Below are 25,348 nucleotides of genomic sequence, written 5' to 3'. Positions count from 1 at the left end.
CTGCCATGACCCTGCACTTCACCGGACCGGAATTCGAGCGCCGCCGCCAGCGCCTGCTGGACGTGATGGCGGAGCAGCGGCTCGACGGGCTGCTGATGTTCCAGCAGGAGTCCATGTACTGGCTCACGGGCTATGACACGTTCGGCTTCTGCTTCTTCCAGGCGCTGTGGCTCGGCGCCGATGGGCGGCTCGCTCTGCTCACCCGCTCGGCGGATCTGCGGCAGGCGCAGCACACCTCGCTGATCGAGGACATCCGCGTCTGGACCGACCGCGCCGACGCCACGCCGCAGCAGCAGCTGCGCGACATGGTGGCGGAACTCGGCGGCACGGGCGGGCGCATCGGCGTCGAATATGAGAGCTACGGCCTCACCGCCGCCAATGGCAAAAAGCTCGACGCCGCCTTTGAGGGGCATGCCACGCTTATCGACGCCTCGCGGCTGGTGGACCGGCTGCGGGCGGTGAAGTCGGCGGCGGAAATTCTGTATGTCCGCCAGGCCGGCAAGCTGGCGTTGGCGGCGCGCGAGGCGGCGCTCGCAACCATCGCGCCCGGCGTCGACGAGGGCGAGGTGCTCGGCGCCATGCAGGGCGCCATCTTCAAGGGCGGCGGCGACTATCCCGCCAATGAGTTCATCATCGGCTCGGGCGCCGATGCGCTGCTCTGCCGCTACAAGAGCGGGCGGCGGGTGCTGGATGAGGAAGACCAGCTCACGCTGGAATGGGCCGGCGCCTACCGGCACTACCATGCGGCGATGATGGAGACCGTCGTCATCGGGCCGCCGCGCGACCGGCACCTGGAGCTGTTCGCGGCGGCGAAGCAGGCGCTGGAAGCCTGCGTGCACGCCATGGTGCCGGGCAAGACCGCCGGCGATGTGTTCGCCGCCCATGCTCATGTGATGGACGGCCACGGGCTGGAAAAGCACCGGTTGGCGGCCTGCGGCTATTCGCTCGGCGCCAAATTCACCCCCTCCTGGATGGACCCGCCGATGTTCTACGCGGAAAATCCATGGGTGCTGGAGGCCGGCATGGTGCTTTTCGCGCACATGATCCTGATGGACAGCGACACCGGCACGGCGATGTGCCTGGGCCGCACCTATCTTGTTGGCGTTAACGGTAACGAGGGCTTAACGCCCGCCCCTCTGGACCTGATCGTTAATTAGTCTTAACCATTCCCCGTCCGCTGGCGACAGCCGCGAACCTGCTTCGGCAGGGATACGCGGCGCGACCGGCTCTCGGGGATGGTTCATGATCGATCGCCTTCGCCCTCTGGGCCGACGCCTTACGACGACCGCGGTTCTGCTTGCCGCCCTCGCCCTCGGCGCCTGCCAGACCAATGGTGGCGGCAACAAGCCGGTAGCGGCGAATGCGATCTCTTCCGGCAGCAAGACGATCGCGTTTGAATCGATCGACGGCGCGCCCGCGCCGGTGTTCGACCGGCTGGTGGCGGACCTTTCCGAACAGGCGAAGGCCAAGCAGATTCCCATCGTCTCGCGCGAATCGCCGGCCGCCTATCGCGTGCGCGGCTATCTCGCCGCCAGCGTCGCCAACGGCAAGGGCGAGGTCGACTGGGTGTGGGACGTGTTCGACGCCGACAGCGACCGCGTGCTGCGCGTCGCCGGCCGCGAGAAGCTCGGCCCCGGCAAGGATGTCTGGGAAAAGCTCGACGACGCCACGGTGCAGCGCATCGCCACCCAGAGCCTCGATGAGATTTCCACCCGCCTGTCCGGCGGCACCCCGTCTTCCGGCGCGGCCACCGCGACGACCCCGGAGCTCGACCCGGCGGACGCGCCGCCCGTGGTGCCCGGCGATGGCCCCGCCGTCGCCGAGGCGATGCCGGACGACATACCGGCGGATGCCGTTACGGTAGCGGCGCAGGCCGACGAGCCCTCGCGCGCCCTCACCTTCGCCGCCCATCCCTGACCGGCATCGCACCTATGCAGCCGTGCATAGGGACAAGCCGGCCCTGCGGGCCTTTGGAAGCTTTACAGGCCGGGCCGGCCCGCCTATCAGGGCTGCGCGACGGCCGTAAGACGGCCGGCGGAAGAGTGACGGCTGGGAGCGCGCCGGAATGTCCGACAATAACGGTTCGATCAAAATCGTCGCCGGCAACGCAAACCGTCCGCTGGCAGAGGCGATCGGGGCCTATCTTCGCACGCCCCTGACCAAGGCCGTTGTGCGGCGCTTCGCCGACATGGAAATCTTTGTCGAGATCCAGGAGAATGTGCGCGGCAAGGACGTCTTCGTCCTCCAGTCCACCTCCTTCCCGACCAATGACCATCTGATGGAGCTGCTCATCATCACCGATGCGCTGCGCCGCTCCTCCGCCCGCCGCATCACCGCCGTTCTGCCCTATTTCGGCTATGCCCGACAGGACCGCCGCTCCTCCGGCCGCACGCCGATCTCCGCCAAGCTGGTCGCCAATCTCATCACCCATGCCGGCGCCGACCGCGTGCTCACCGTCGACCTGCATGCCGGCCAGATCCAGGGCTTCTTCGACATCCCGACCGACAATCTGTTCTCGGCCCCGGTCATGGTGGCGGACATCAAGTCGCGTTTTGATCTTTCCGACATCACCGTCGTTTCGCCGGATGTCGGCGGCGTGGTCCGCGCCCGCGCGCTGGCCAAGCGCATCGACGCCCAGCTCGCCATCGTCGACAAGCGCCGCGAGCGCCCCGGCGAGAGCGAGGTGATGAACGTCATCGGCGATGTCGAGGGCAAGCGCTGCATCCTGGTCGACGACATCATCGATTCCGGCGGCACGCTGGTGAACGCCGCCGACGCGCTGCTGGCGCGCGGCGCGACGGAGGTTCACGCCTATATCACCCATGGCGTGCTCTCGGGCGGCGCGGTTTCGCGCGTCACCGCCTCGAACCTCAAGGAACTGGTGATCACCGATTCGATCCAGCCGACCGAGGCGGTGCGGGTGGCGCGCAACATCCGCGTGGTCTCCATCGCCAGCCTGCTCGCCGAGGCCATCGGCCGCACGGCGCATGAGGAAAGCGTCTCCAGCCTGTTCGACTGAGCGTCGGCACGCGGCGGCAATTCGCTGCGGAAAGCGTTGCAAACAAAGGCGCGACGGCGAAATTGTGCGCTGCGCCATCATCGTTCCACAGTTTGGCTCCAGCCTGTCCGCTCGCTCAACGATCCGGACGTCGTCATGCTGCGCTCTCCTTTGCCGCGCCCCTTGCGCAGTCGCTTCGCCGCGCCGCTCGCCGGCGTTGCCGTGCTGATCGCCGGCGCGGCGCCGGTCGCACCGGTGCAGGCGCAGTCCATCGGCACGGTGACGAAGCCGGGCCTGCCGGACCCGTGGCACGGCGTCATCCTCATCACCCCCCTCGACGAGGACTCGCCCTACGAGGCCGCTCAGCGGGCGGCGGAGGCGGGCGAGGCCGAGGGGGCGGCGCCCGCCCCCGCCGAGGCATCGATGGCGACGGACGCGCCGCTGGAGCCGTTCGATCCTGAAAAGGCAACGGCGACCATGCCCTCGCTGTGGGAAACGATCGAGCTTGGCCTCGGCGGCGCGCCGGAAGAGCCCGCGCCGGAGCCGCCCAAGCCCTATCAGCAGATCCAGCCGCGCACGGCGCCGGTCGAGCGGGCACGCGCTACCCTGCCGACCCGGATGGAGCTGCGCCAAGGCGCGGCGATGGTGTCCATCTCCTCCAGCGCCAGCGCCACCGCCCCGGCCTCCGGCGCGCTGTCCACCACCGCCACCAGCGGCTCGGGCGAGATCAAGGGGCGCGTCGGGCTGGAGCAGGACCACCTCACCGTCTACAGCGCGGGCGCGGTCGGTGCCTCCGCCAGCCCCGGCTCGGCCACGGTCTATGACAGCATGGCGGTCGGCAGCACCTATTCGGTGCCGCTCGCCCCGCTCGGCCTCGGGCCGGAGAAGCTTGGCGCCAGCGTCGAGGTCGACAAGAGCCAGAGCGTGACCACCGGGGTCGAGCTGCGCGCTCCGGTCGGCAGCGCCGAGCGATTCATCTCGGTGCAGCGCTCGCAGAGCCCGGGCTCCGAGGCCAGCGGCATCGTCAAGGCGGGCGTGCTCGGCAAGTTCTGAGCCCGGACGAGCGGGCAAACATTGCCCGCCAAGGCTTTTGCTGCTATGAGCGCGCCCGGTCCCGGCCTTTCCGCACCCCTGGAGGCGCGCCGTGGACTCAAACCTACCACGCCTGAAGGAACGGGCCGCGCGAGCGGCCTTGTCCGTTTGCAACCATTGAGGACAACCATGACCGCCATCAAGGAACTGAAGGCGCAGGCCCGCACGAAGGTCGGCAAGGGGGCCGCTCGTGCTGAACGCCGCGCCGGTCGCGTACCCGCCGTGATCTACGGCGACGGCAAGGCCCCCGTCGGCATCACCCTCGACCATGTCGAGATCAACAAGATCATCTATGCCGGTCACTTCCTGACCACGCTGTTCAACGTCGAGGTTGACGGCCAGAAGCACCGGGTGATCCCGCGCGACTACCAGCTCGACGTGGTCAAGGACTTCCCGCTGCACATCGACTTCCTGCGCGTGGCCGTTGGCGCCACCCTCGCCGTCGACGTGCCGGTGCACTTCCTCAACGCCGACACCGCGCCGGCGATCAAGGAAGGCGGCACGCTCAACATCGTCAGCCACACCGTGGCGCTGAACGTTCCGGCCGACGCCATCCCGACCGCTATCGAGGTCGACATCGCCGACTACGCCTTCGGCGATTCCATCCACCTCTCGGCGATCAAGCTGCCGGAAGGCGTGACCTGGGCCGGCCATGGCGACGACACGCTCGCCACCATTGCGGCCCCGTCGGGCCTCAAGGAAGCCGAGGAAGACGAGGCTGCGGCCGCCGCTGCCGACGCCGCCAAGGCCTGATAGCGATCGGGCCTCTCGCCCGGACGATCCGTGAATCGAGAGCCGGAAGCCCGCTTCCGGCTCTCGCCGTTTCAGCGCCGGCGTCGGCGCGCTTTCGGCGCAATGGAGGCACGCGGTGCTGCTGTTCACCGGGCTCGGCAATCCCGGCTCGAAATATGCCGGCAACCGGCACAATATCGGCTTCATGGCGGTGGATGCCATCGCCCGCCGGCACCGTTTCACGCCGTGGCGCCGGCGCTTCCAGGGCGCGGCGTGCGAGGGCGAGATCGAGGGCCAGAAGGTGCTCGCGCTGCTGCCCGAGACCTTCATGAACGAGAGCGGCCGCGCGGTGGCGGAAGCCCAGCGTTTCTACAAGATCGAGCTGCGCGACGTGTTCGCCTTCCATGACGAGCTCGACCTGCCCCCGGCCAAGATCCGCTACAAGGTCGGCGGCGGCAATGCCGGGCATAATGGCCTGCGCTCCATCACCGCCCATTGCGGCAATGACTATGCCCGCATCCGCCTCGGCATCGGCCATCCCGGCGACAAGGCGCTGGTGCATCATTATGTGCTGAGCGACTTCGCCAAGGCCGAGCGCGACTGGGTGGAGGCGGTGTGCGAAGGCTGCGCCGATCTCGCCGGCTTGCTCGCCACCCACCGGCTGGACGAGTTCCAGAACCGGATGCACCTGTTTCTCGAAGCGCGCGGCTTCGGGCCGCCTGACAAGCCCGGCAAGAAGCCGGGCTGACCCGCGGACAGCGCGCCATCACTTGCACTCGCCCGCCATTCTGCCTAACCACGGCGGCAACCGTTCCTCTCGACCGAGCATCGCATCATGGGCTTCAAATGCGGCATTGTCGGCCTGCCCAACGTCGGCAAGTCGACCCTCTTCAACGCGCTGACGCAGACGGCGGCGGCGCAGGCGGCGAACTACCCGTTCTGCACCATCGAGCCGAATGTCGGCGATGTGGCGGTGCCTGATCCGCGGCTGGAGACGCTGGCGAAGATCGCCGGCTCGCAGCAGATCATCCCCACCCGCCTCACCTTCGTCGACATTGCCGGCCTGGTGCGCGGCGCCTCCAAGGGCGAGGGGCTCGGCAACCAGTTCCTCGCCAATATCCGCGAATGCGACGCCATCGCCCATGTGGTGCGCTGCTTCGAGGATTCCGACGTCACCCATGTCGAGGGCAAGCTGGCGCCGATCTCCGACATCGAGACCATCGAGACCGAGCTGATGCTGGCCGATCTCGAAAGCCTGGAGAAGCGCGCCGGCGCGCTGGAGAAGAAGGCCAAGGGTGGCGACAAGGACGCCAAGGAACTGCTCGACCTGATGAACCGCGCCCTGGTGCTGCTGCGCGAGGGCAAGCCGGCGCGCCTGGTCGAGGTGAAGCCGGAGGAGGAAAAGGCCTTCCGCATGCTCGGCCTGCTCTCCTCCAAGCCGGTGCTCTATGTCTGCAATGTCGAGGAAGCCTCGGCAAAGAACGGCAATGCCCTCTCCGCCGAGGTGTTCGCGCTGGCGAAGAAGGAAGGCGCCAAGGCGGTGGTCGTCTCCGCCAAGATCGAGAGCGAGATCGCCGTGCTGCCGGCCGACGAGCAGAAGGACTATCTCGAAGCGATCGACCTTGAGGAGCCCGGCCTCAACCGCATCATCCGCACCGGCTACGAGCTGTTGAAGCTCGTCACCTATTTCACCGTCGGCCCGAAGGAAGCCCGCGCCTGGACCATCACCGCGGGCACCAAGGCCCCCGGCGCGGCCGGCGTCATTCATTCGGACTTCGAGAAGGGCTTCATCCGCTCCGAGACCATCGCCTTCGACGATTACGTCAAGGGCAATGGCGAGGCCGGCGCCCGCGATGCCGGCCGGCTGCGGCTGGAAGGCAAGGAATATGTCGTCGCCGATGGCGACGTCCTGCATTTCCGCTTCAACACCTGAGCCAAACCGGACGGAGCCTGACGTGAGCGGCGCCGATGGTTTCGTGCTGCGGCCCGCCCGCGCTGGTGAGGGCGCCCAGCTGTTCGAGGTCACGCGGCTCTCGGTCGCCGGCCTCGCCAAGGGCGCCTATTCCCCGGCGCAGATCGAGGGCTGGATGGGTGCCCGCACCCCCGCCACCTATGAGGGGCTGATCGCCAAGGGCGGTGTGACCGTCGCCGAATGCGAGGGCCTCATCGTCGGCTTCGTCGACGCCGAGCCCGGCGAGGTGACGCGGCTGTTCCTCGTGCCGGAGGCCGCCGGCGCGGGCCTGGGCGCGCGGCTGCTGGAGATCGGCATCGACAGGGCCCGCCGGGGGCACGCCGGCCCGATCAAGGTTGAGGCCACGGTCAATGCCGAGGGATTCTACCGCCGCCACGGCTTCCGCAGGGTCGGCACCGGCAATTTCTCTCACGGCATTGGCGGCGACCCGATCGCGGTCGTGCTGATGGAGCTGTGAGCGGCAGCTGCCGCCCCATCGTGCGCGACCCCCGCCGTTTTCGCCCGTCAAACGCCGCCCTTGACCTCGCGGGCATCGTCGCCTGTGATCGGACCCGGAAGAGGCGCGCAGCGGGAGCGCGCGCCTGACGGGGGTGTGATGCTGTTTTGGGAAGACTTCCACGAAGGCCAGGTGGCGACCTGCGGCAGCTACGTGGTGGGGCGCGAGGAAATCGTCGCCTTCGCCCGCGACTATGATCCCCTGCCGATCCATCTCGACGATTCCGCCGCCGAGGCGACGCGGCTGGGCGGGCTTTCCGCCTCCGGCTGGCATCTGTGCTGCATCTTCATGCGCCTCGCCGCCGATGGCTTCCTCGTCCGTAGCGATTGCCTCGGCTCGCCCGGCCTTGAGGAGGTGCGGTTCCTCAAGCCGGTTCATCCCGGCACGGTGCTGAGCCTGCGGCGACAGGTGCTGGAGACCCGCTCCTCGAAAAGCCGGCCGGAGATGGGGCTGGTCACGTTCCGCTTCGAGTTGCTCAACGCCGCCGGCGAGGTCATGGCCGACCTTGTCGGCACCATCCTGTTCGGCCGGCGCAATCCCGGCTTCCGGCCGGCGTGAGGGAATCATGCTGTTCTTCGAGGATATCGAAATCGGCACGCGCACGCGGCTCGGCTCGTACAGCTTCACCGAAGGCGAGATCATCGCCTTCGCCCGCGCCTTCGACCCGCAGCCCTTTCATCTCGACGCGGCGGCGGGCGCGCGCACCCATTTCGGCGGGCTGGTCGCCTCAGGCTGGCAGGCGGTGGTGATTTCGGCCCGGCTGCGGGCGCAGGCCTGCGCCCGCCAGCACGAGGCGTTGCGCCGGGAGGGGCGGAAAGTCCCGCGCCTCGGCCCCTCGCCCGGCTTCAAGAACCTTAAATGGCTGCGCCCGGTCCGCCCCGGCGACACGCTGGCCTTCATCAGCGAGGTCACGGCGAAGAAGCCGAGCGCCAGCCGGCCGGAATGGGGCCTCGTCTTCACCCGCGAGACCGCCACCGACCCCGCCGGGGAACTGGTACTGGAGTTCACCAACTGCGTCTTTGTCGAGAGGCTGGAGGCGTGAGCGAGCGGCATTGACCCAGCCGTCATTCCGGCCGGAAGCGAAGTCGAAAGGCCGGGATCGCGGTGCGAACGATGCCCTTCCCTCATGCCCGCGCTTGCGCTGCCCCCCAACACGCCTCCCTCATGCCCGGGGGCGACCCGGGCACCCAGCCTGTCCTCCGCCGCCGCAGGGTGCGCCTCCGGCGATGAATGGCGGTGACGGCGCAACCCCTGGGTCCCCGGGTCAAGCCCGGGGATGAGGGCGCGCTGCCCCGACGGCCGCCCCAAACGCAAAAGGGCCCCGTCAGGGGCCCTTCGCTTATTCATGCCGGAGGGAGAAGCGGCGGCTCAGTGGCCGACGCTCTTCCACACCTTCTTCTTGGTGAAGTAGAGCAGGCCGGCAAAGATGATGAGGAAGATCATCACCTGGAAGCCGAGGCGCTTGCGCGCTTCGAGATGCGGCTCGGCCATCCACATCATGAACGCGGTCACGTCGCGCGAGTACTGGTCGAGCGTCTCGGGCGTGCCGTCCGTGTACGTCACCTGCCCGTCCGAGAGCGGCTGCGGCATCTTGATGGCGTGGCCGGGGAAGTACTTGTTGTAGTGCGCGCCTTCCGGCAGGGCGAAGCCTTCCGGCGGCTCCTCATAGCCCACCAGCAGGGCGTGGATATAGTCCACGCCATTCTCCTGGTACTGGGTGAAGATGTCGATCAGGAAGCCGGGGAAGCCGACCTCATAGGTGCGCGCCTTGGCGAGCGTCGAGAAGTCGGGCGGATAGGCGCCGCCATTGGAGGCGCGCGCCGCCTGCTCGTTCGGGAACGGCGAGGGCCAGCGGTCGGACAGCCGGCCGGGGCGGTCGAACATGTCGCCCGCATCGTTCGGCCCGTCCTGCACCTGGTAGCCCTCCGCCACCGCCTTGGCCTGCGCCTCGCTGAAGGAGGGGCCGCCGGGCTGGGCGAGGTTGCGGAACGAGAACAGGTGGGCGGCGTGGCAGGAGGCGCACACTTCCTTGAACACCTGGAAGCCGCGCTGAACCTGCGCCTGGTCGAACGTGCCGAACGGGCCGGCGAAGCTCCACTCCTCGCGGGGGGGCTTCGGCGCGCCCTCGGCGGCGAGCGCCGGGGCGGCAAGGCCGAACGCCAGCGCGGCGACGGCGAGCGGACGGAGAAGGCTGGAACGGAAGGACATGGTGGTGCTCATGATGATCCGCTCAACCCTTGGTCTGTGGCGCCGAGACGCCCGCCGAGGCCGGTGCCGCGCCCCTGTTCTTGCCCAGCACCGCCTCGGTGATCGAGGCCGGGACCGCCTTCGGCTTCTCGAACAGGCCGAGCAGCGGAAGGATGATCAGGAAATGGGCGAAGTAGTAGATCGTCAGAATGCGGCCGGCGATGACATAGCCGCCTTCCGCCGGCTTGGCGCCGAGCCAGCCGAGACCGATGCACACCGCCACCCAGATCCAGAAGAACTGCTTGAACAGCGGACGGTAGACGCCCGAGCGCACCTTCGACGTATCCAGCCACGGCACGAAGAACAGCACGATGATGGCGCCGAACATGGTCAGCACGCCGCCCAGCTTGTCCGGCACCGCGCGCAGCATGGCGTAGAACGGCAGGTAGTACCATTCGGGCACGATGTGCGCCGGCGTCACCAGCGGGTTGGCCGGGATGTAGTTGTCGGCGTGGCCGAGATAGTTCGGGATGTAGAACAGGAACCACGCGAAGAAGATCAGGAAGCACACCATGCCGAACCCGTCCTTGATGGTCGCGTAGGGCGTGAACGGAACGGTGTCCTTCGGGCTCTTCGGCTCGACGCCGGTCGGGTTGTTCTGGCCGACCACATGCAGCGCCCAGACATGCAGGACGACGACGCCCGCGATCATGAAGGGCAGCAGATAGTGCAGCGAGAAGAAGCGGTTGAGCGTCGCGTTATCGACCGAGAAGCCGCCCCACAGCCATTCCACGATGGTCGGGCCGACGACCGGGAAGGCCGAGAACAGGTTGGTGATGACGGTGGCGCCCCAGAAGCTCATCTGGCCCCACGGCAGCACGTAGCCCATGAAGGCGGTGGCCATCATCAGCAGGTAGATGATGCAGCCCAGGATCCACAGCACCTCGCGCGGGGCCTTGTAGGACCCGTAATAGAGGCCGCGGAACATGTGGATGTACACCGCGATGAAGAACATCGAGGCGCCGTTCGAGTGGATGTAGCGGATCAGCCAGCCATAGCTGACATCGCGCATGATGTGCTCGACCGAATCGAACGCCAGCGTGATGTGCGGCGTGTAGTGCATCACCAGCACCACGCCCGAAACGATCTGGCAGACCAGCATCAGCGACAGGATGCCGCCGAAGGTCCACCAGTAGTTCAGGTTGCGCGGCGTCGGATAGGCGACGAAGGAGGAATGGATCAGGCCGACCAGCGGCAGCCGGCTCTCGAACCACTTGAGCGCCGGGTGCTTCGGCTCGAACGTGGAATGTCCGCTCATCTGTGAATATCCCTGAACGCCGGCTCAGCCGATGGAGATCTTCGTGTCGGACACGAACTGATAGGGCGGAATGTCGAGGTTGGTCGGCGCCGGCCCGCGACGGACCCGCCCGGCGGTGTCGTATTCCGAACCATGGCAGGGGCAGAACCAGCCATCATATTCGCCCGAATGGCCGATCGGCACGCAGCCTAGATGGGTGCAGATGCCGATGACGACCAGCCACTTCTCATGTCCTTCGCCGGCCCGGTTCTCGTCGGTCGCCGGGGCGTCCGCCGCCAGGTTGGCGTTGCGGGCGATCGGGTCGAGCAGCGCGGAAAGCTGCACTTCCTTCGCCTCGGCAATGTCCTTCTCCGTGCGGTTCCACACGAAGACCGGCTTGCCGCGCCACTTCACCGTGACCATCTGGCCCTCGGCGATCGACGTCAGGTCGACCTCGGTGGTGGACAGCGCGAGAACCGAGGCGTCCGGCTGGAGCTGGGAGACGAAGGGCCACACGAGTGCGGCGGCGCCGACCGCGCCCATGGCGCCGGTGGCGATGTAGAGAAAGTCGCGGCGCGTGGTACCCGCCGTCTCAGTTGCTGCCACGATGGTTTCCTTTCCCCTCGAACCCGTCACCGCTGCCAGAGCCAGACCGTTCCGGGGGCGTCGAGCGCTCGCGCGAAACGGGCAGGCGTCCGCGTGGCACGCGGTCGACCCTACCTTCGATTGCCTCTAATTGCATCCGGGCCGTCCCTTGTCCAGATGAAGGCAGTGCGGCAACCCGTCCTGCCCCCAACGGGCGGCGTCTCTGCGGGCCGCACCATTCCCCCGAGACGCGGGATTGCGCTAGGGAAGCGGCCGCGCGCCGCGCGCCGCCGATCGAGGAAGGACACCGCATGACGCTGGCTCTGGCGCTCTACCAGCCCGACATCGCCCAGAATGCCGGTACGCTGGCGCGCACCAGCGCCTGCTTCGGTCTGTCGCTGCACATCATCGAGCCGGCGGGCTTTCCGGTGGGCGATGCCGGCTTCCGGCGGGCGGGAATGGACTATCTCGACCGCGCCGCGATCACCCGCCACGCCAGCTTCGACGCCTTCGAGGCGTGGCGCGCGGCCGAGCGCCGGCAGCTGGTGCTGTGCACCACGCGCGGCGCGGTCGCCTACACCGATTTCGCCTTCGCACCCGACGATGTGCTGCTGCTTGGCCGCGAGAGCGCCGGGGTGCCGGAGCCGGTCCACGCCGCCGCCGGGGCGCGAATCGCCATCCCGCTGGTGGCAGGCGCCCGCTCGCTCAACGTGGCGCTGGCCGGGGCGATGATTCTCGGCGAGGCGCTGCGGCAGACGGGGGGATTGGGGGGCTGACGCCGCCAAGGCTTGCGCGACGTATCATGATGAGATACGTTACGCGGTAAATTCACATCGTCGTCCGCGCCATGATCGTCAGCTTCAAGGACAAGAGGACGGAAGCGGTGTGGAGCGGTCGTATCGGCAAGGGTTTTCCGGCCGACCTTGTGCGGGCGGCGCAACGAAGGCTCGCCATGATCAACGCCGCCGTGACGCTGGAGGCGCTACGCATGCCGCCGGCAAATCGGCTCGAAGTGCTGAAGGGCGATCGCGCCGGGCAGTACTCCATCCGCATCAATGACCAGTTCCGCATCTGCTTCCTGTGGCGGGAGGGCAATGCAGCCGATGTCGAGATCACCGACTATCATTGAGGAGCGCGCGATGATCGGTCCCACTCCGCCCATCCATCCCGGGGAAATCCTGCGCGAGGAATTTCTCGTGCCGCTGGGGCTCAAGCCCTACAGCCTGGCCAAGGCGCTGCATGTGCCGCGCACCCGGATCGAGCGGCTTGTGCGCGAGGAGGTGCCGGTAACGGCCGACACCGCCCTGCGGCTCGGGCGCTATTTCGGCACCGGCCCGGAATTCTGGATGAACCTGCAGACGGCGTGCGACCTCGCCACGACGCTGGCGGAACGGCCGGACCTCGCGGACATCGTGCCGCGAGAAGCGGCCTGATTCTCACGCCGGCGGGAGACCTCTCCCTCCCGTCACCCTTGGGCTTGCCCTAGGGCACATCCTTCCGCCGCGCGCCGGCTGTAGCCCGCCGACACTTCGCAGTGGTAGCTGTGAGCCAGATATGTGGACCGGCCTGACAGGAGCTTCGGAGAAGTGAGCGTAGCGTTTGCGAAGGAAGAAAGTGCCGAGGCCGCGTCGGAAACGATTCTGCCGGCACGTCCGATTTCCGGCCGGCTCAATCTTGTGACCGAGGCCGGCCTGGAGAGGCTGCAGCGGGAACTGGCCGCTGCCCAACAGGCGCTGGCGGTCGCGAATGCGCTGGAGGATGTCAATGAAAGGCGGCGGCAGTCGGCGGTGCCGCTCCGCGACCTGCGCTACTACTCCCAGCGCGTCGAGACGGCGCGGGTGTCGCCGCCGCCCTCGTCACACGACGTCGTCGCGTTCGGCCACATCGTCCGGTTCGAGCGTGACGATGGCCGCGTCCAGACCTACCGCATTGTCGGCGAGGACGAGGCCGACCCCTCGCAGGCGACGCTGTCGCATGGCTCCCCCGTCGCCATCGCCCTGATGGGCAAAGCCGTCGGCGACGTGGTGCAGCTCGGACCCCGCAGTCTCGAAATCCTGTCCATCGCCGCGCCGGACGAGGCCGGCGAGTAGAGCGCCCGCCTCACTCCGCCGCCGCGTCGACCTCGTCCGCGTCGATGAAGCCGCCGGACTGGCGGTGCCAGAGCCGGGCATAGAGGCCGCCCTTGGCCACCAGCTCGGCATGGGTGCCGGTCTCGACGATGCGCCCGTGCTCCATCACTACCAGCCGGTCCATGCGGGCGATGGTGGAGAGGCGGTGGGCGATGGCGATCACCGTCTTGCCGGTCATCAGCTCGTCGAGATTGGCCTGGATCGCCGCCTCCACCTCCGAATCGAGCGCCGAGGTCGCTTCATCAAGAATGAGGATCGGCGCGTCCTTCAACAGCACCCGGGCGATGGCGATGCGCTGGCGCTGGCCGCCGGAGAGCTTCACCCCGCGCTCGCCGACATGGGCGTCGAGCCCCACCCGCCCCTGCGGGTCGGACAGCGTGTCGATGAAGCCGTCGGTATGGGCGCGCCGGGCCGCCATGCGGATGTCCTCCTCGCTGGCGTCCGGCCGGCCATAGGCGATGTTGTCGCGCACGGAGCGGTGCATGAGCGAGGTGTCCTGCGTCACCACGCCGATCTGCGCGTGCAGCGAATCCTGCGTCACACCGCGCACATCCTGCCCGTCGATCAGCACACGCCCGGATTCCGGGTCGTAGAAGCGCAGCAGGAGGCTCATCAGCGTCGACTTGCCGGCGCCGGAGGGGCCGACCAGCCCCACCCGCTCGCCCGGGCGGATGGTGAGCGAGAGGTCGTCGATCACGCCCCCGCCCTTGCCATAGTGGAATGACACGCGCTCGAAGCGGATCTCGCCGGCGCGCACGTCCAGCGCCGGGGCGGCGGGCGCGTCCGCCACCTCGCGCGGGCGCGACAGGGTGGTGATGGCCTCCTGCACCGTGCCGACATTCTCGAACACGCCGGTAACCACCCACATGATCCAGCCGGACATGTTGACGATGCGGATCGACAGGCCGGTGGAGAGCGCGATGGCGCCGAGATTGATCGCCCCGACCGACCACAGCCAGATGCCGAGCCCGCCAATGCCGCCGAGCATCAGGCTGTTCAGCACGCTCACCGTGAAGGCCATGCGCGAAATGTGCCGCTGCTGGCGGCTGTTGTCGTCGATGTTGCGCGCCAGCGCCGCGCGGACATAGCGGTCCTCGCGGTCGGAATGGGCGAACAGCTTCACGGTGAGGATGTTGGTGTAACTGTCCACCACGCGGCCGGTCAGCGCCGAATTGCTCTCGGCGGTGCGCTTGGAGAGGTGGCGGATCTTCGGCACGAACACCACAAGCGCGAGCACATAGAAGGCGATCCACCCCACCATCGGCATGGCGAGCCGCCAGTCGGCCTCGGCGAAGAGCAGCACCGCGCTCACCGCATAGATGCCGGCATACCAGAGCGCGTCGATCACCTCGACCACCGAGCCGCGCACGGCGGGACCGGCCTGCAAAACGCGGGTGGCGATGCGCCCGGCGAAGTCATTGTTGAAGAAGCCGACGCTCTGGCGGATCACCCAGCGATAGGACTGCCAGCGGATCATCGGCCCGACCTTGGCGGTGATCGACTGGCGCACCAGCAGATCGTGCAGCAGGTTGGCGCAGGGCCGCGCCACCACCACCACGAAGGCCATCCACAGCAGCAGCCCGCCATGGTCCTGGAAGATCGTCTCCGGGCGGGAGGCCTGCACCAGATCGACGATCTGGCCGATATAGCGGAACAGCGAGACCTCGATGACGGCGACAAGGAAGGCGGCCGCCAGCGCCGCGACATAGACCCAGCCGGTCTGGCGCACGAAGTGCCAGTAGAACGCGATCAGCCCCTCCGGCGGCTGCCCGATGGGCGCCGGATGGAACGGATCGACGAATTTCTCGAAGAAGGCAAAGATGCGCGCGAACATGCCCTGCCTTCTGCGCCGCCGATACGGCACCTTTGTGTCGCCTGCTGCGTGGAACTACGCTGTGGCCCGCACGCCGCGCGGCGGTATCATTAGATTGTAACGGTTCCAGCGCAGTGTCCCGCGCCTTGACCGGGGAGACCACCATGCGCTCACGCCATGACGAAAACCATTATGTCGACCGCGCCGGCTGGCTGCGCGCCGCCGTGCTCGGCGCCAATGACGGCATCCTGTCCACCGCCAGCCTCATCGTTGGCGTCGCCGCCGCCAATGCCGAGCGCGACGCCGTGCTGCTCGCCGGCATTGCCGGGCTGGTGGCCGGCGCCATGTCGATGGCGGCGGGCGAATATGTCTCGGTCTCCTCGCAATCCGACACCGAGCGCGCCGACCTCGCCCGCGAGACCGCCGAGCTCGCCGCCGACCCCGCCGGCGAGGAGGAGGAACTGGCGCAGATCTATGTCGGGCGCGGGCTCGATCCGGCGCTCGCCCGCCAGGTGGCGCACCAACTGATGGCGAAGGACGCGCTGGAGGCCCATGCCCGCGACGAGCTGGGCATGAACGAGATCACCGCCGCCCGCCCGGTGCAGGCCGCGCTCGCCTCCGCCGCCAGCTTTGCCGCCGGCGCGGCGCTGCCGCTGGCCACGGCGCTGCTCGTGCCGCTGTCCGGCCTGCCGCTGACGGTGTCGGGCGCCGCGCTGGCCTTCCTCGCCCTTCTCGGCGTGGCGGGGGCGAAGGCCGGCGGCGCCGATCCGGTCAAGGCGGCGCTGCGCGTCACCTTCTGGGGCGCGCTCGCCATGGCCGCGACCGCCGCCATCGGCGCCGTGTCGGGCACGATGGTGTAGCCCGCCCTTCCGGGGCGCGGCGCGAGAGGCTAGAAGCGGGCCTGCGCCCATCCGCAGGAAGAGCCGTCATGACCGCCGAGACCGCCGCCGATATCGAGGCCCGCAAGGCCGCCGCCCGCGCCTGGTTCGAGGAGCTGCGCGACCGCATCTGCGCTGCCTTCGAGAAGCTGGAAGACGAGGCGCCCGATTCGCTCTATCCCGGCGCCCCCGGCCGGTTCGAACGCACGCCGTGGCAGCGCACCGACCATTCCGGCGCGCCGGGCGGCGGCGGTGTCATGTCGATCATGCGCGGCCGGCTGTTCGAGAAGGTCGGCGTGCACTGCTCGACCGTCCATGGCGAATTCGCCCCGGAATTCCGCAAGCAGATTCCCGGTGCCGAGGAAGACCCGCGCTTCCTCGCCACCGGCATCTCGCTCATCGCCCATATGGCGAACCCGCATGTGCCGGCGGTGCACATGAACACCCGCTTCGTCGTCACCACCAAGGCGTGGTTCGGCGGCGGGGCGGATTTGACCCCGGTGCTCGACGCCCGCCGCACGCAGGAGGACCCGGATTCGGTGGCCTTCCACGCGGCGATGCGCGGCGCCTGCGAGGGCCGGCCGCATATCGACTATCCCCGCTACAAGCAGTGGTGCGACGAGTATTTCTACCTGCCGCACCGCAAGGAGATGCGCGGCATTGGCGGCATCTTCTACGACTGGCTGGAGTCCGGCGACTGGAACGCCGATTTCCACTTCACCAAGGCGGTCGGCCTCGCCTTTCTCGACGTCTATCCCCGCCTCGTGCGCTCCAATATGGCGACGCCGTGGAACGAGGCCGAGCGCGAGGAACAGCTCATCCGCCGCGGCCGCTATGTCGAGTTCAACCTGCTCTATGACCGCGGCACGCTGTTCGGCCTGAAGACCGGCGGCAATGTGGATTCGATCCTCTCCTCCATGCCGCCGATGGTGAAGTGGCCGTGAGGGGTGCCCTCATCCCGGACGCCCTTCCCACACAGACACCCCCTCATCCCCGGGCTTGACCCGGGGACCCAGCCTTTTCGTCAGCGTATCGAGTTGAGGTAGCAACCGGCGGAGCCGTCTCTGGGTGCCCGGGTCAAGCCCGGGGATGAGGGAGGCAGGGTTATCCTCACCCCCCACCCCCCTCATCCCCGGGCTTGACCCGGGGACCCAGATTCTAACGCGAACGGCGTTCACCCCACCGCCCCGTCCACAATCCCCGCCAGCGCCGCCGCCTCCAGCGGGAAGCCGGCCTCGATCCACGCTTCCTCTGCCCGCTTCAGCGCCGCGCCGAGCGCCGGGCCGGGGGTGAGGCCGCGTGCGAGAAAGTCGCTCGCCTTCAGCGGAAACACCGGGATCGGCCACTCCGCCGCCAGCAGGGCCAGCGCCCGCCAGCCTTCATCGTCGAGCGGCGCGCCGCCGCGGGCGAAGGCGATCAGCGCCCGGTCCTGGAACGGCTCGCGGCCCATGCGGTAGAGGAACGCCTTCTGCCCCTTCTCGCACATAGCCGGCGTCGGCGCCGGACCGGCGAGCGCGATGAGCCGCGCTCCCTCGGCATTGGAAAGCCGCAGCCCCACGCGCAACGCCTCGGCATCGGCCGGCGCGCGCACGGCGAGGGCGCCGAGCCGGCGCACCGCGTCCGGGGGAAGGCCCAGCGCGGCTTCCACCTCGGCGAGGCGGGCGCAGGGGGCGACCTCCCCTTCCCGTCCGAGCACCGGCGTCAGCAGCCCGGCATCCTGCATCTGCGCCAGCGTCTCGCCAGCGCGTGGGGCCATGAGCAGCTTCATCAATTCGGCCCGCACCCGCTCGCGCGAGAGCCGGTCCAGCCCGTCGCGGTTGCGGATGGCGGCGGCCAGTGCCGGCGGGTCGAGCGGGCCCCGCCCGAAGGCGGCGTGAAACCGGAACAGCCGCAGGATGCGTAAGTAATCCTCGCGGATGCGGGTATCGGCATCGCCGATGAAGCGCACGCACCCCGCCTTCGCGTCCGCCGCGCCGTCGACGAGGTCGACCAGCTCGCCGGACCGGGTGAGGTAGAGCGCGTTCATGGTGAAGTCGCGCCGACGCGCGTCATGCGCCCAGCTGCGGCCGAACACGACGCGGGCGCGGCGCCCGTCGGTTTCCACATCCTCGCGCAGCGTGGTGACTTCATAGGGCTCGCCGTCGGCGATCACCGTCACCGTGCCGTGCTCGATGCCGGTGGGTACGGTCTTCAGCCCGGCCATTCGCGACCGGCGCTCCACCTCATCCGGCAAGGCTGTGGTGGCGATGTCGATATCGGAACGCAGCCCGCGCCCGGTCAGCCAGTCGCGCACCGCGCCGCCGACGATGCGCGCCTCCTCGCCCTCCCCGTCAAGCGCGGCCAGCACGCGGGCAAGGCCGGGGCGGCCCTCCACCAGCGGGTTCGTTTGCGGGTTCATTCGATATGCCCCGGCACCATCACCCCGTCCTTCCAGGTCGGCGGCACATAGCGGCCGGTGGTCGGCCCGCGCGAGGAGAATTCGAGGGCGATGAGGCTGCCCGCCACCAGCAGCACGGCGATGAGCGAGCAGACGATCATCGCCCGCAGCGACCAGCCGGACAGCCAGGAATCGACCTTGCGGCCGTAGCGCAGATAGAGCGCGAAGGCGAGGAAGGGCAGGATGAACAGCGCCAGCTGGGCGAGGATGCGGGCCATCAGACGTAGATCCTCTCATAGAGGCTACGCAAAATACCGGCGGTGATGCCCCAGATGCGGCGCTTCTCATAGGTCATGGCGTGGAAGGTCCGCACCATGCCGAGCCATTCGCGGCTCTCGCGCTGGTGGTTGCCGTCATTCATCAGGAAATCGAGCGGCACCTCAAAGGCCTCGTCCACCTCGTCCGGATTGAGCGTCAGGCCGAAATCGGGCTGCACCAGCCCGACCACCGGAACGATGCGGTAGCCGGTGCGGGCGAGATAGGCGTCGAGATAGCCGAGCGGGGCGACAAGGCCGGGCGCCAGCCCCACCTCCTCGCGCGCCTCGCGCAGCGCCGCCCCCAGCGGGCCGTCATCCTGGGGGTCGATCTTGCCGCCGGGAAAGGCGATCTGCGCCGCATGGCTGGACAGATGCGCCGAGCGCATCGTCAGCAGCACGGTCGGCCGCTCGCGGGCGATGATCGGCACCAGCACCGCCGCCCCGCGCACCGGCCGGGCCTCGACCAGGGCGCGAAATTCCGGCGTCAGCTCATGGTCGCCGCGCACCGGGTCGCCATCGAGATCCGGCACAGCGAGAAGACGGCTGCGGGCACGGGCGAGGAAATCACCGAGATCGAGCGGCGCCGCGTCCGTGGCCTCCGGCAACGTCAGCATGTTGGCAGGCACAGCGTTCATCCATCCTCCTCTACCGCCTCGGCCGGTCCCAGCGCGAAGAACGCCCCGCCCGAGGCGACCCCGAACACCGGCCGCCCGTCGACCACGCGTTCCTCGGCCCGCTCGGCGAGATCGAGAAAGACGGCGCGGGTCAGCCGCGCCCACAGGCCGCGACGCACATACAGATAGGGTCGCGGCTCGCCATCCGCCCGTAGGTCGACCCGCAGCTTATGGTCGCGGTCGCAGGGCACGAGATCGTCCAGATTGGTGCGGAAAACGAGGCGCGGCTCGCCATCACCCGGCTCCGCCGCCATCTCGACGGCGAGAAAGGGCGCGTCCTCCACCGTGATGCCGAGCTTTTCCACCGGCGTCACCAGCACATGGCGGCTCCCCTCGCGCCTCAAGACGGAGGCGAACAGGCGCACCAGCGCCGGCCGGAGGATCGGCCGGCCCTCATGGTGCCACACCCCTTCGCGGTCGATCACGATGTCGATGTCGCCACAATCGGGCGGATTCCACCGCTCCAGCGGCGGCAGGGCCTTCTGCGGCCCGCCTTCCACCGCTCGCACCAATTCGTCAAATCGGCCGGAAGCCGCTGAATTCATGAATCAATCCGTGTCACACAGGCGCAATCGCGCAGTCGTGATCCCCCGCCCGATAGTCGACGCGGTTGCAAGATAGCGTAAGCTCAGTCCTTCGGAAGCCCATGCCGGCACGCGAGTCCCGACCAGCGGATTTGCGGATGGTGCATTGCAATCGTATTGTTGCAACGCACAATGCCGGTGGGCGAGAAAGACAGAACGTCTCGCGGCACGCCCGGCAGGGCGGTGTGGAGCGCGGGATTTGGGATTGCAGGAGAACGGCATGACGTCCGCCACCGGCGAGAATTTCGAATCCCTCGATGACATGATCATCCGCACGGCGGAATCCACCGCCGCCAATGTCCGCGCCGCCCGGGCCGGCATCGGCGCCGTCATCTTCGGCCAGGAGGCGGTGGTGGAGCGCACGCTCATCACCCTGCTCTCCGGCGGCCACGGGCTTCTCGTCGGCGTGCCGGGCCTCGCCAAGACCAAGCTGGTGGAAACGCTCGGCGTGGTGCTGGGGCTCGACGCCCGCCGCGTGCAGTTCACCCCGGACCTCATGCCCTCGGACATTCTCGGCGCCGAGGTGCTGGAGGAAAGTGCCGGCGGGCGCCGCTCCTTCCGCTTCATTCCCGGCCCGGTCTTCGCCCAGCTCTTGATGGCGGACGAGATCAACCGCGCCTCGCCCCGCACCCAGTCGGCACTGCTGCAATCCATGCAGGAAGGCCATGTCACCGTGGCCGGCGTGCGCCATGATCTGCCCAAGCCGTTCCATGTGCTGGCGACGCAGAACCCGCTGGAGCAGGAGGGCACCTATCCGCTGCCCGAAGCCCAGCTCGACCGTTTCCTGATGGAGATCGACGTCGATTATCCCGACCGCGATTCGGAACGGAAAATCCTGTTCGACACCACCAGCGCGGAAGAGACCAAGCCGCGCGCGGTGATGACGGCGGAAGAGCTCGCCGCCGCCCAGCGGCTGGTGCGCCGCCTGCCCGTGGGCGAATCCGTGGTCGAGGCCATCCTCACCCTCGTCCGCTCGGCCCGTCCGGGGTCGGAGGCGGGCGACCTCTCCAAGTTCATCTCCTGGGGCCCCGGCCCGCGCGCCTCGCAATCGCTGATGCTGGCGGTGCGCGCCCGGGCGCTGCTGGACGGGCGCTACGCCCCCTCGATCGACGATGTGGTGGCGCTGGCCGAGCCGGTCCTCAAGCACCGCATGGCGCTCACCTTCGCCGCCCGCGCCGATGGCGAGACGGTGCCTGGTGTGATCGCCAAGCTGGCCAAGCGGATCGGCTGAACCTGTTTAACCGCGGCGCGAGCCGCAGACCATTGCCCGCGGCATACGCCGCTTACCGCGTGACGGAGACCTGACCGGGTGGAGTTCGAGGCCGATACCGCCGTGCGAAGCGCCGCGCAGGATGCCGCCGGCCTCATCGCCGCCATGCCCCGGCTGGTGCTGGAGGCGCGCCGCATCGCGGCCAGCGTCTATCACGGCCTGCACGGGCGCCGCCGCGCCGGCACCGGCGAAAACTTCTGGCAGTACCGCCGCTTCAATGATGGCGAGCCCTCAAGCCGCGTCGACTGGCGCCGCTCCGCCCGCGACGATCATCTGTATGTGCGCGAACGCGAATGGGAGGCCGCCCACACGGTGTGGATCTGGCCGGACCTCTCCGCCTCCATGGTCTTCGCCTCGCCTCTGGTGTGGGAAACCAAGCGCGACCGGGCGCTGGTGCTCGCCTTCGCCTTGGCCGAGCTGCTGGTGCGCGGCGGCGAGCGGGTCGGCATTCCCGGCGTCATGAACCCGTCCGCCTCGCGCCGCATCGTCGAGAAGATGGCGGAATCGCTGATCCACGCCGCGAGCCTGCCGCAGAGCCTGCCGCCCGCCTTCGCCCCCTCGCCGCTGGCCGAGGTGGTGCTGCTGGGCGATCTGTGGAGCCCGACGCGCGAGGTGGTGGCGAGCCTCGCCGGCCTCGCCTCGTCGGGCGCCCATGGCCATGTGGTGCAGGTCTGCGATCCGGCGGAAGAGACCTTCCCCTATTCCGGCCGGGTCGAGTTCCGCGAGCCGGAAAGCGGCGCTACGCTCACCATCGGCCGGGCCGAGACGGTGCGGGCCGACTATGTCGCCCGCGTCGCCACCCATCGCGAGGCCATCCGCCGCGAGGCCGAGCGCCGCACCTGGAGCTTCCTCGTCCACCGCACCGACCGCCCGGCCAGCGAAGTGCTGCTGGCGCTGCATGCGCGCATGAGCGGGGGCCATGGCGCCGTGCCGCCGCGCGAGGGCACGGCCGGCGACGGCGCCGACCAGACGGGACACGCGGCATGAACCTGTTCGGGCTGCCCCTCGCTTTCGCCACCCCGCTGCTGCTGACCGCGCTCGCCGCCCTGCCGCTGCTGTGGTTCCTGCTGCGGCTGGTGCCGCCGCGCCCGCGCAAGATCGCCTTCGCGCCGATGCGGCTCCTGCTGGACATTCCGCCGAAGGAGGAGACCCCGGCCCGCACGCCGTGGTGGCTCACCGTGCTGCGGCTGCTGCTGGCGGCCATCATCATCGTCGCCGCCGCCGGGCCGATCTGGAATCCGCCCGTCGCCGGCCCGGCCTCGTCAGGCCCGGTGGCGCTGCTGATCGATTCCGGCTGGCCGGCCGCCGCCGGCTGGGCCGCCCGCCGCGCCAGCGCCGAGGGCGTGGTCGCCGATGCCGATCTCGAAGGGCGCGGAATCATCCTCATTCCCACCGGCGAGCCGCCGCTGGAGCCGCGCGTGATGGCGCCGAACGAGGCGCGCGAGCGCCTGCGCACCCTCAATCCCGTGCCATTCGTGCCGGACCGCACCCCCGCCTTCGCCAGCCTCGCCAAGGCGCTGGCCGGCGCCCCGCAGGCGAGCGTGATCTATCTCTCCGACGGCGTGGCGCTGGATGGCCCCGGCGCCGCCCCCGCCGACCTGCTGGCCATAACAGGCGATCGCCCGCTCACCACGCTGGTCGACGGGGTGAATGAGCCGCTGGCGCTGGCCGGCGCCGACAATGCGGTGGATGCGCTCACCGTCACGGTGCTGCGCGCCGACCGCCAGAGCGTGCCGCGCGCCGGCGTGGTGCGCGCCTTCGACATGCGCGGCCTGCCGCTGGGAGAAGCCCCCTTCGCCTTCGAGCCCGGCGCCAAGGAAAGCGCGGCCCGCTTCGACCTGCCGGTGGAAATCCGCAATGAGGTCGCCCGGCTCGACATTGCCGACGAGGCCTCCGCTGGCGCGGTACAGCTGCTCGACAAGCGCTGGCGCCGCCGCGCGGTGGGCGTCGTCTCCGGCGTCGCCGCCGACCAGCGCCAGCCTTTGCTCGCGCCGTCCTATTATCTCACCCGGGCGCTCGCCCCCTTCGCCGATATCCGCGCCGCCGAAGGCGCTTCCACCGCCGAGGCGGTGGACCGCTTCATCGAGCAGAAGCTGCCGGTCATCATCCTCTCCGATGTCGGCACGCTGCCGCCGGAGACGCAGGCCCGCCTTGCCCGCTGGGTCGAGGGCGGCGGCGTGCTCATCCGCTTTGCCGGCCCGCGCCTCGCCAATGGCTCGGACGAGCTGGTGCCGGTCACGCTGCGGCGCGGCGGCCGGGTGCTCGGCGGCTCGCTGTCCTGGGAACAGCCGCAGTCGCTCGGCGGCTTCTCCGCCGACGGCCCGTTCCGCGACGTGCCGGTGCCCGATGACATCACGGTGAACCGGCAGGTGCTGGCCGAGCCGGACGGCCTGCTCGCCGCCCGCACCTGGGCCACCTTGTCCGACGGCACGCCGCTCGTCACCGGCGAGCGGCGCGGCGCCGGCACGCTGGCGCTGTTCCATGTCACCGCCGACACCTCCTGGTCGAACCTGCCGATCTCGGGCGCCTTCGTCGAGATGCTGCGCCGGGTGGTGGCGCTCGGCGGCTCCACCGCCAGCGAGGCGGCGGTGGACGCCACTGGCGGGCCGGTGCTGAACGGCGAGACGCTGGCTCCGACCCGCCTGCTCGACGGCTTCGGCGCCTTCCGCCCGACCATGCCGACCGCCAAGGCGATCCCCGTCGGCTATCGCGGCCGCGCCGTTGCCGACCATCCGCCCGGCTTCTACGGCCCGCCGGACGGGCTGGTGGCGGTCAACGCCCTGCTGCCGCGCGACCGGCTGGTAGCGCTCGACCTCACATCGCTTGGCCGGCTGGAGCCCTATCGCGACGCGACGCCGCGCGATCTGCGCGCGCCGCTGCTGGTGGCGCTGCTGGCCCTGCTTCTGGTCGACGCCATGATCGTGTTCCTGCTCGCCGGCGGCGTCTCCCGCCTCACCGCCCGCCGGGCGGCAAAGGGCGCCACGGGCGGGGCGGCTGCCCTGGTGCTGGCGCTCGGGCTTGCCAGCCTGCTGCCGCCGGGGGCGCAGGCGCAGCCGCAGCGGCTGACTCAACCTCTCGCCCAGAAGGCCCAGGCACCGGCCGCGGCCGCGCCTGAAAAGCCGATGACGCAAAGCGAGATCGACTTCGCGCTGCAGGCGACCAATTCCACCCGCCTCGCCTATGTCGTGACCGGCGACGCCGAGACCGACGCCATCAGCCGCGCCGGGCTGAAGGGGCTGACCGATTTTCTCGGCGAGCGCACGGCGCTGGAGGCGGGCGAGCCGATGGGGGTCGACCTCGCCACCGACGAACTGTCCTTCTTCCCGCTGCTCTACTGGCCGATCGTGCCCGGCACGGAGCGCCCGAGCCCGCAGACGCTGGCGCGGGTCGACGCCTTCATGAAGCAGGGCGGCACCGTCATCTTCGACACGCGCGACGCCGAAACCACCCTGCCCGGCTCCAATGGCGCCGGCTCGCCGGCCAATGACACGCTGCGCGCCATCCTCTCCGGCCTCGACATTCCCGAGCTGGAGCCGGTGCCGCGCGACCATGTGCTGACCAAGGCGTTCTTCCTGCTGCGCGACTTCCCCGGCCGCTTCACCGGCGGCACCACCTGGGTGGAGGCGCTGCCGGCCGCCGACGAGGCGGAGGAACGCCCCGCCCGCGCCGGCGACGGGGTGTCGCCCGTGGTCATCACCTCGAACGACCTTGCCGGCGCCTGGGCGCTGGACGATTTCGGCCAGCCCATGCTCCCCGTCTCCGATGGCGGCCCGCGCCAGCGCGAACTCGCCTTCCGCGCCGGCGCCAACCTCGTCATGTATGTGCTCACCGGCAACTACAAGGCCGACCAGGTGCATGTGCCGGCGCTGCTGGAAAGGCTGGGGCAATGAGTTGTTCTCAGGTCACCCGTCCCGCCTCCCTCTCCCCTGCGGGGAGAGGGGGTAACA

At 69.3% G+C, this 25,348-nt stretch carries 27 protein-coding genes; 19 read left to right on the top strand and 8 right to left on the bottom strand.

Annotated elements, in window-relative coordinates; all coding sequences use genetic code 11:
* Positions 1–5: 5 nt before the first annotated feature.
* The 10 genes from BLO63_RS01075 (at position 6) to BLO63_RS01030 (ending at position 8,332) form a co-directional block, all read left to right on the top strand.
* A complete protein-coding gene (locus BLO63_RS01075) occupies positions 6–1,157 on the top strand; it encodes a M24 family metallopeptidase (RefSeq protein ID WP_091436011.1) in 1,152 nt (383 codons plus the stop codon).
* A gap of 85 nt (positions 1,158–1,242) precedes the next feature.
* Positions 1,243–1,917 (top strand): hypothetical protein, encoded by a 675-nt coding sequence (locus tag BLO63_RS01070; protein WP_091436009.1) that lies wholly within the window; start codon positions 1,243–1,245, stop codon positions 1,915–1,917.
* Between the two features lie 148 nt (positions 1,918–2,065).
* Complete coding sequence (locus BLO63_RS01065; protein WP_018387143.1) at positions 2,066–3,019, top strand: ribose-phosphate pyrophosphokinase; 954 nt, start codon at positions 2,066–2,068, stop codon at positions 3,017–3,019.
* Between the two features lie 135 nt (positions 3,020–3,154).
* On the top strand, positions 3,155–4,051 hold the full coding sequence (locus tag BLO63_RS01060; protein WP_091436007.1) for a hypothetical protein: 897 nt from the start codon (positions 3,155–3,157) through the stop codon (positions 4,049–4,051).
* Between the two features lie 168 nt (positions 4,052–4,219).
* Positions 4,220–4,843, top strand: coding sequence for a 50S ribosomal protein L25/general stress protein Ctc (locus BLO63_RS01055; protein WP_091436005.1), 624 nt, complete (start codon positions 4,220–4,222; stop codon positions 4,841–4,843).
* 115 nt (positions 4,844–4,958) lie between these two features.
* Positions 4,959–5,570 (top strand): aminoacyl-tRNA hydrolase, encoded by a 612-nt coding sequence (pth, locus tag BLO63_RS01050; RefSeq protein WP_091436003.1) that lies wholly within the window; start codon positions 4,959–4,961, stop codon positions 5,568–5,570.
* 87 nt (positions 5,571–5,657) lie between these two features.
* Positions 5,658–6,755: a redox-regulated ATPase YchF gene (gene ychF / locus BLO63_RS01045; RefSeq protein WP_091436002.1), complete on the top strand. Its 1,098-nt coding sequence runs from the start codon at positions 5,658–5,660 to the stop codon at positions 6,753–6,755.
* A gap of 22 nt (positions 6,756–6,777) precedes the next feature.
* Entirely contained in the window at positions 6,778–7,251 is a 474-nt protein-coding gene (locus BLO63_RS01040) for a GNAT family N-acetyltransferase (protein WP_091436000.1), read from the top strand.
* Positions 7,252–7,389: 138 nt separating this feature from the next.
* Entirely contained in the window at positions 7,390–7,848 is a 459-nt protein-coding gene (locus BLO63_RS01035; protein WP_091435999.1) for a MaoC family dehydratase, read from the top strand.
* A gap of 7 nt (positions 7,849–7,855) precedes the next feature.
* A complete protein-coding gene (locus tag BLO63_RS01030; RefSeq protein WP_091435997.1) occupies positions 7,856–8,332 on the top strand; it encodes a MaoC family dehydratase in 477 nt (158 codons plus the stop codon).
* A 326-nt stretch (positions 8,333–8,658) separates the two neighbouring features.
* On the opposite strand, the gene BLO63_RS21475 is transcribed toward BLO63_RS01030, so the two are convergent.
* From BLO63_RS21475 to petA, 3 genes are read right to left on the bottom strand one after another with little or no spacing between them, the layout of a single operon-like run.
* Positions 8,659–9,510 (bottom strand): cytochrome c1, encoded by an 852-nt coding sequence (locus tag BLO63_RS21475; protein ID WP_091435996.1) that lies wholly within the window; start codon positions 9,508–9,510, stop codon positions 8,659–8,661.
* A gap of 10 nt (positions 9,511–9,520) precedes the next feature.
* Complete coding sequence (locus BLO63_RS21470) at positions 9,521–10,795, bottom strand: cytochrome b (protein ID WP_091435994.1); 1,275 nt, start codon at positions 10,793–10,795, stop codon at positions 9,521–9,523.
* 24 nt (positions 10,796–10,819) lie between these two features.
* Positions 10,820–11,380, bottom strand: coding sequence for a ubiquinol-cytochrome c reductase iron-sulfur subunit (gene petA, locus BLO63_RS01015; RefSeq protein ID WP_091435993.1), 561 nt, complete (start codon positions 11,378–11,380; stop codon positions 10,820–10,822).
* Between the two features lie 290 nt (positions 11,381–11,670).
* Here petA and BLO63_RS01010 point away from each other — a divergent pair, with 290 nt between their 5' ends.
* From BLO63_RS01010 to greA, 4 genes are all read left to right on the top strand, one after another.
* Positions 11,671–12,135 (top strand): tRNA (cytidine(34)-2'-O)-methyltransferase, encoded by a 465-nt coding sequence (locus tag BLO63_RS01010; protein ID WP_091435991.1) that lies wholly within the window; start codon positions 11,671–11,673, stop codon positions 12,133–12,135.
* A 71-nt stretch (positions 12,136–12,206) separates the two neighbouring features.
* Positions 12,207–12,488, top strand: a complete 282-nt coding sequence (locus BLO63_RS01005) for a type II toxin-antitoxin system RelE/ParE family toxin (RefSeq protein ID WP_091435990.1) — start codon at positions 12,207–12,209, stop codon at positions 12,486–12,488.
* A gap of 10 nt (positions 12,489–12,498) precedes the next feature.
* Entirely contained in the window at positions 12,499–12,792 is a 294-nt protein-coding gene (locus BLO63_RS01000; RefSeq protein WP_091435988.1) for a HigA family addiction module antitoxin, read from the top strand.
* Between the two features lie 153 nt (positions 12,793–12,945).
* Positions 12,946–13,449, top strand: coding sequence for a transcription elongation factor GreA (gene greA / locus BLO63_RS00995; RefSeq protein WP_091435986.1), 504 nt, complete (start codon positions 12,946–12,948; stop codon positions 13,447–13,449).
* A gap of 10 nt (positions 13,450–13,459) precedes the next feature.
* Here greA and BLO63_RS00990 read toward each other — a convergent pair whose 3' ends face one another.
* Positions 13,460–15,322, bottom strand: a complete 1,863-nt coding sequence (locus tag BLO63_RS00990) for an ABC transporter ATP-binding protein (protein ID WP_091435985.1) — start codon at positions 15,320–15,322, stop codon at positions 13,460–13,462.
* A 143-nt stretch (positions 15,323–15,465) separates the two neighbouring features.
* On the opposite strand from BLO63_RS00990, the gene BLO63_RS00985 reads away from it, so the two are divergent.
* Positions 15,466–16,161, top strand: coding sequence for a VIT1/CCC1 transporter family protein (locus tag BLO63_RS00985; protein WP_091435983.1), 696 nt, complete (start codon positions 15,466–15,468; stop codon positions 16,159–16,161).
* Between the two features lie 68 nt (positions 16,162–16,229).
* Positions 16,230–17,123, top strand: coding sequence for an oxygen-dependent coproporphyrinogen oxidase (hemF, locus tag BLO63_RS00980; protein WP_091435981.1), 894 nt, complete (start codon positions 16,230–16,232; stop codon positions 17,121–17,123).
* A gap of 230 nt (positions 17,124–17,353) precedes the next feature.
* On the opposite strand, the gene BLO63_RS00975 is transcribed toward hemF, so the two are convergent.
* From BLO63_RS00975 to BLO63_RS00960, 4 genes are read right to left on the bottom strand one after another with little or no spacing between them, the layout of a single operon-like run.
* Positions 17,354–18,577 (bottom strand): CCA tRNA nucleotidyltransferase, encoded by a 1,224-nt coding sequence (locus BLO63_RS00975; RefSeq protein ID WP_091435979.1) that lies wholly within the window; start codon positions 18,575–18,577, stop codon positions 17,354–17,356.
* Positions 18,574–18,834 carry a DUF6111 family protein gene (locus BLO63_RS00970; RefSeq protein ID WP_091435978.1) on the bottom strand — a complete coding sequence of 87 codons (261 nt, stop codon included), beginning with the start codon at positions 18,832–18,834 and terminating at the stop codon, positions 18,574–18,576. The genes BLO63_RS00975 and BLO63_RS00970 overlap by 4 nt, the downstream gene beginning before the upstream one ends.
* Positions 18,834–19,508 (bottom strand): CoA pyrophosphatase, encoded by a 675-nt coding sequence (locus tag BLO63_RS00965; protein ID WP_091435976.1) that lies wholly within the window; start codon positions 19,506–19,508, stop codon positions 18,834–18,836. Before BLO63_RS00965 ends, BLO63_RS00970 begins: the two co-directional genes overlap by 1 nt.
* A complete protein-coding gene (locus tag BLO63_RS00960; RefSeq protein WP_091435974.1) occupies positions 19,505–20,092 on the bottom strand; it encodes a DUF1285 domain-containing protein in 588 nt (195 codons plus the stop codon). The genes BLO63_RS00965 and BLO63_RS00960 overlap by 4 nt, the downstream gene beginning before the upstream one ends.
* A gap of 259 nt (positions 20,093–20,351) precedes the next feature.
* Here BLO63_RS00960 and BLO63_RS00955 point away from each other — a divergent pair, with 259 nt between their 5' ends.
* The 3 genes from BLO63_RS00955 (at position 20,352) to BLO63_RS00945 (ending at position 25,291) form a co-directional block, all read left to right on the top strand.
* Positions 20,352–21,362 (top strand): AAA family ATPase, encoded by a 1,011-nt coding sequence (locus BLO63_RS00955; RefSeq protein WP_091435972.1) that lies wholly within the window; start codon positions 20,352–20,354, stop codon positions 21,360–21,362.
* Between the two features lie 78 nt (positions 21,363–21,440).
* Positions 21,441–22,388, top strand: a complete 948-nt coding sequence (locus BLO63_RS00950; protein WP_091435970.1) for a DUF58 domain-containing protein — start codon at positions 21,441–21,443, stop codon at positions 22,386–22,388.
* Positions 22,385–25,291, top strand: coding sequence for a DUF4159 domain-containing protein (locus BLO63_RS00945; RefSeq protein ID WP_205409237.1), 2,907 nt, complete (start codon positions 22,385–22,387; stop codon positions 25,289–25,291). Before BLO63_RS00950 ends, BLO63_RS00945 begins: the two co-directional genes overlap by 4 nt.
* Positions 25,292–25,348 lie beyond the last annotated feature (57 nt).

The organism is Ancylobacter rudongensis, assembly GCF_900100155.1.
Lineage (GTDB): Bacteria > Pseudomonadota > Alphaproteobacteria > Rhizobiales > Xanthobacteraceae > Ancylobacter > Ancylobacter rudongensis.
The sequence above is the reverse complement of the archived record's forward strand: the minus strand, read 5'-3'. Positions and strand labels throughout refer to the sequence as shown.

Bases quoted from the DNA above. Each gene is read 5' to 3' on its own strand.
- BLO63_RS01075 (WP_091436011.1), top strand. From the start codon at position 6: ATGACCCTGCACTTCACCGGACCGGAATTCGAGCGCCGCCGCCAGCGC.
- BLO63_RS01070 (WP_091436009.1), top strand. From the start codon at position 1,243: ATGATCGATCGCCTTCGCCCTCTGGGCCGACGCCTTACGACGACCGCG.
- BLO63_RS01065 (WP_018387143.1), top strand. From the start codon at position 2,066: ATGTCCGACAATAACGGTTCGATCAAAATCGTCGCCGGCAACGCAAAC.
- BLO63_RS01060 (WP_091436007.1), top strand. From the start codon at position 3,155: ATGCTGCGCTCTCCTTTGCCGCGCCCCTTGCGCAGTCGCTTCGCCGCG.
- BLO63_RS01055 (WP_091436005.1), top strand. From the start codon at position 4,220: ATGACCGCCATCAAGGAACTGAAGGCGCAGGCCCGCACGAAGGTCGGC.
- ychF (WP_091436002.1), top strand. From the start codon at position 5,658: ATGGGCTTCAAATGCGGCATTGTCGGCCTGCCCAACGTCGGCAAGTCG.
- BLO63_RS01035 (WP_091435999.1), top strand. From the start codon at position 7,390: ATGCTGTTTTGGGAAGACTTCCACGAAGGCCAGGTGGCGACCTGCGGC.
- BLO63_RS01030 (WP_091435997.1), top strand. From the start codon at position 7,856: ATGCTGTTCTTCGAGGATATCGAAATCGGCACGCGCACGCGGCTCGGC.
- BLO63_RS21475 (WP_091435996.1), bottom strand. From the start codon at position 9,510: ATGAGCACCACCATGTCCTTCCGTTCCAGCCTTCTCCGTCCGCTCGCC.
- BLO63_RS21470 (WP_091435994.1), bottom strand. From the start codon at position 10,795: ATGAGCGGACATTCCACGTTCGAGCCGAAGCACCCGGCGCTCAAGTGG.
- BLO63_RS01010 (WP_091435991.1), top strand. From the start codon at position 11,671: ATGACGCTGGCTCTGGCGCTCTACCAGCCCGACATCGCCCAGAATGCC.
- BLO63_RS01005 (WP_091435990.1), top strand. From the start codon at position 12,207: ATGATCGTCAGCTTCAAGGACAAGAGGACGGAAGCGGTGTGGAGCGGT.
- BLO63_RS01000 (WP_091435988.1), top strand. From the start codon at position 12,499: ATGATCGGTCCCACTCCGCCCATCCATCCCGGGGAAATCCTGCGCGAG.
- BLO63_RS00990 (WP_091435985.1), bottom strand. From the start codon at position 15,322: ATGTTCGCGCGCATCTTTGCCTTCTTCGAGAAATTCGTCGATCCGTTC.
- BLO63_RS00985 (WP_091435983.1), top strand. From the start codon at position 15,466: ATGCGCTCACGCCATGACGAAAACCATTATGTCGACCGCGCCGGCTGG.
- hemF (WP_091435981.1), top strand. From the start codon at position 16,230: ATGACCGCCGAGACCGCCGCCGATATCGAGGCCCGCAAGGCCGCCGCC.
- BLO63_RS00975 (WP_091435979.1), bottom strand. From the start codon at position 18,577: ATGAACCCGCAAACGAACCCGCTGGTGGAGGGCCGCCCCGGCCTTGCC.
- BLO63_RS00970 (WP_091435978.1), bottom strand. From the start codon at position 18,834: ATGGCCCGCATCCTCGCCCAGCTGGCGCTGTTCATCCTGCCCTTCCTC.
- BLO63_RS00965 (WP_091435976.1), bottom strand. From the start codon at position 19,508: ATGAACGCTGTGCCTGCCAACATGCTGACGTTGCCGGAGGCCACGGAC.
- BLO63_RS00960 (WP_091435974.1), bottom strand. From the start codon at position 20,092: ATGAATTCAGCGGCTTCCGGCCGATTTGACGAATTGGTGCGAGCGGTG.
- BLO63_RS00955 (WP_091435972.1), top strand. From the start codon at position 20,352: ATGACGTCCGCCACCGGCGAGAATTTCGAATCCCTCGATGACATGATC.
- BLO63_RS00945 (WP_205409237.1), top strand. From the start codon at position 22,385: ATGAACCTGTTCGGGCTGCCCCTCGCTTTCGCCACCCCGCTGCTGCTG.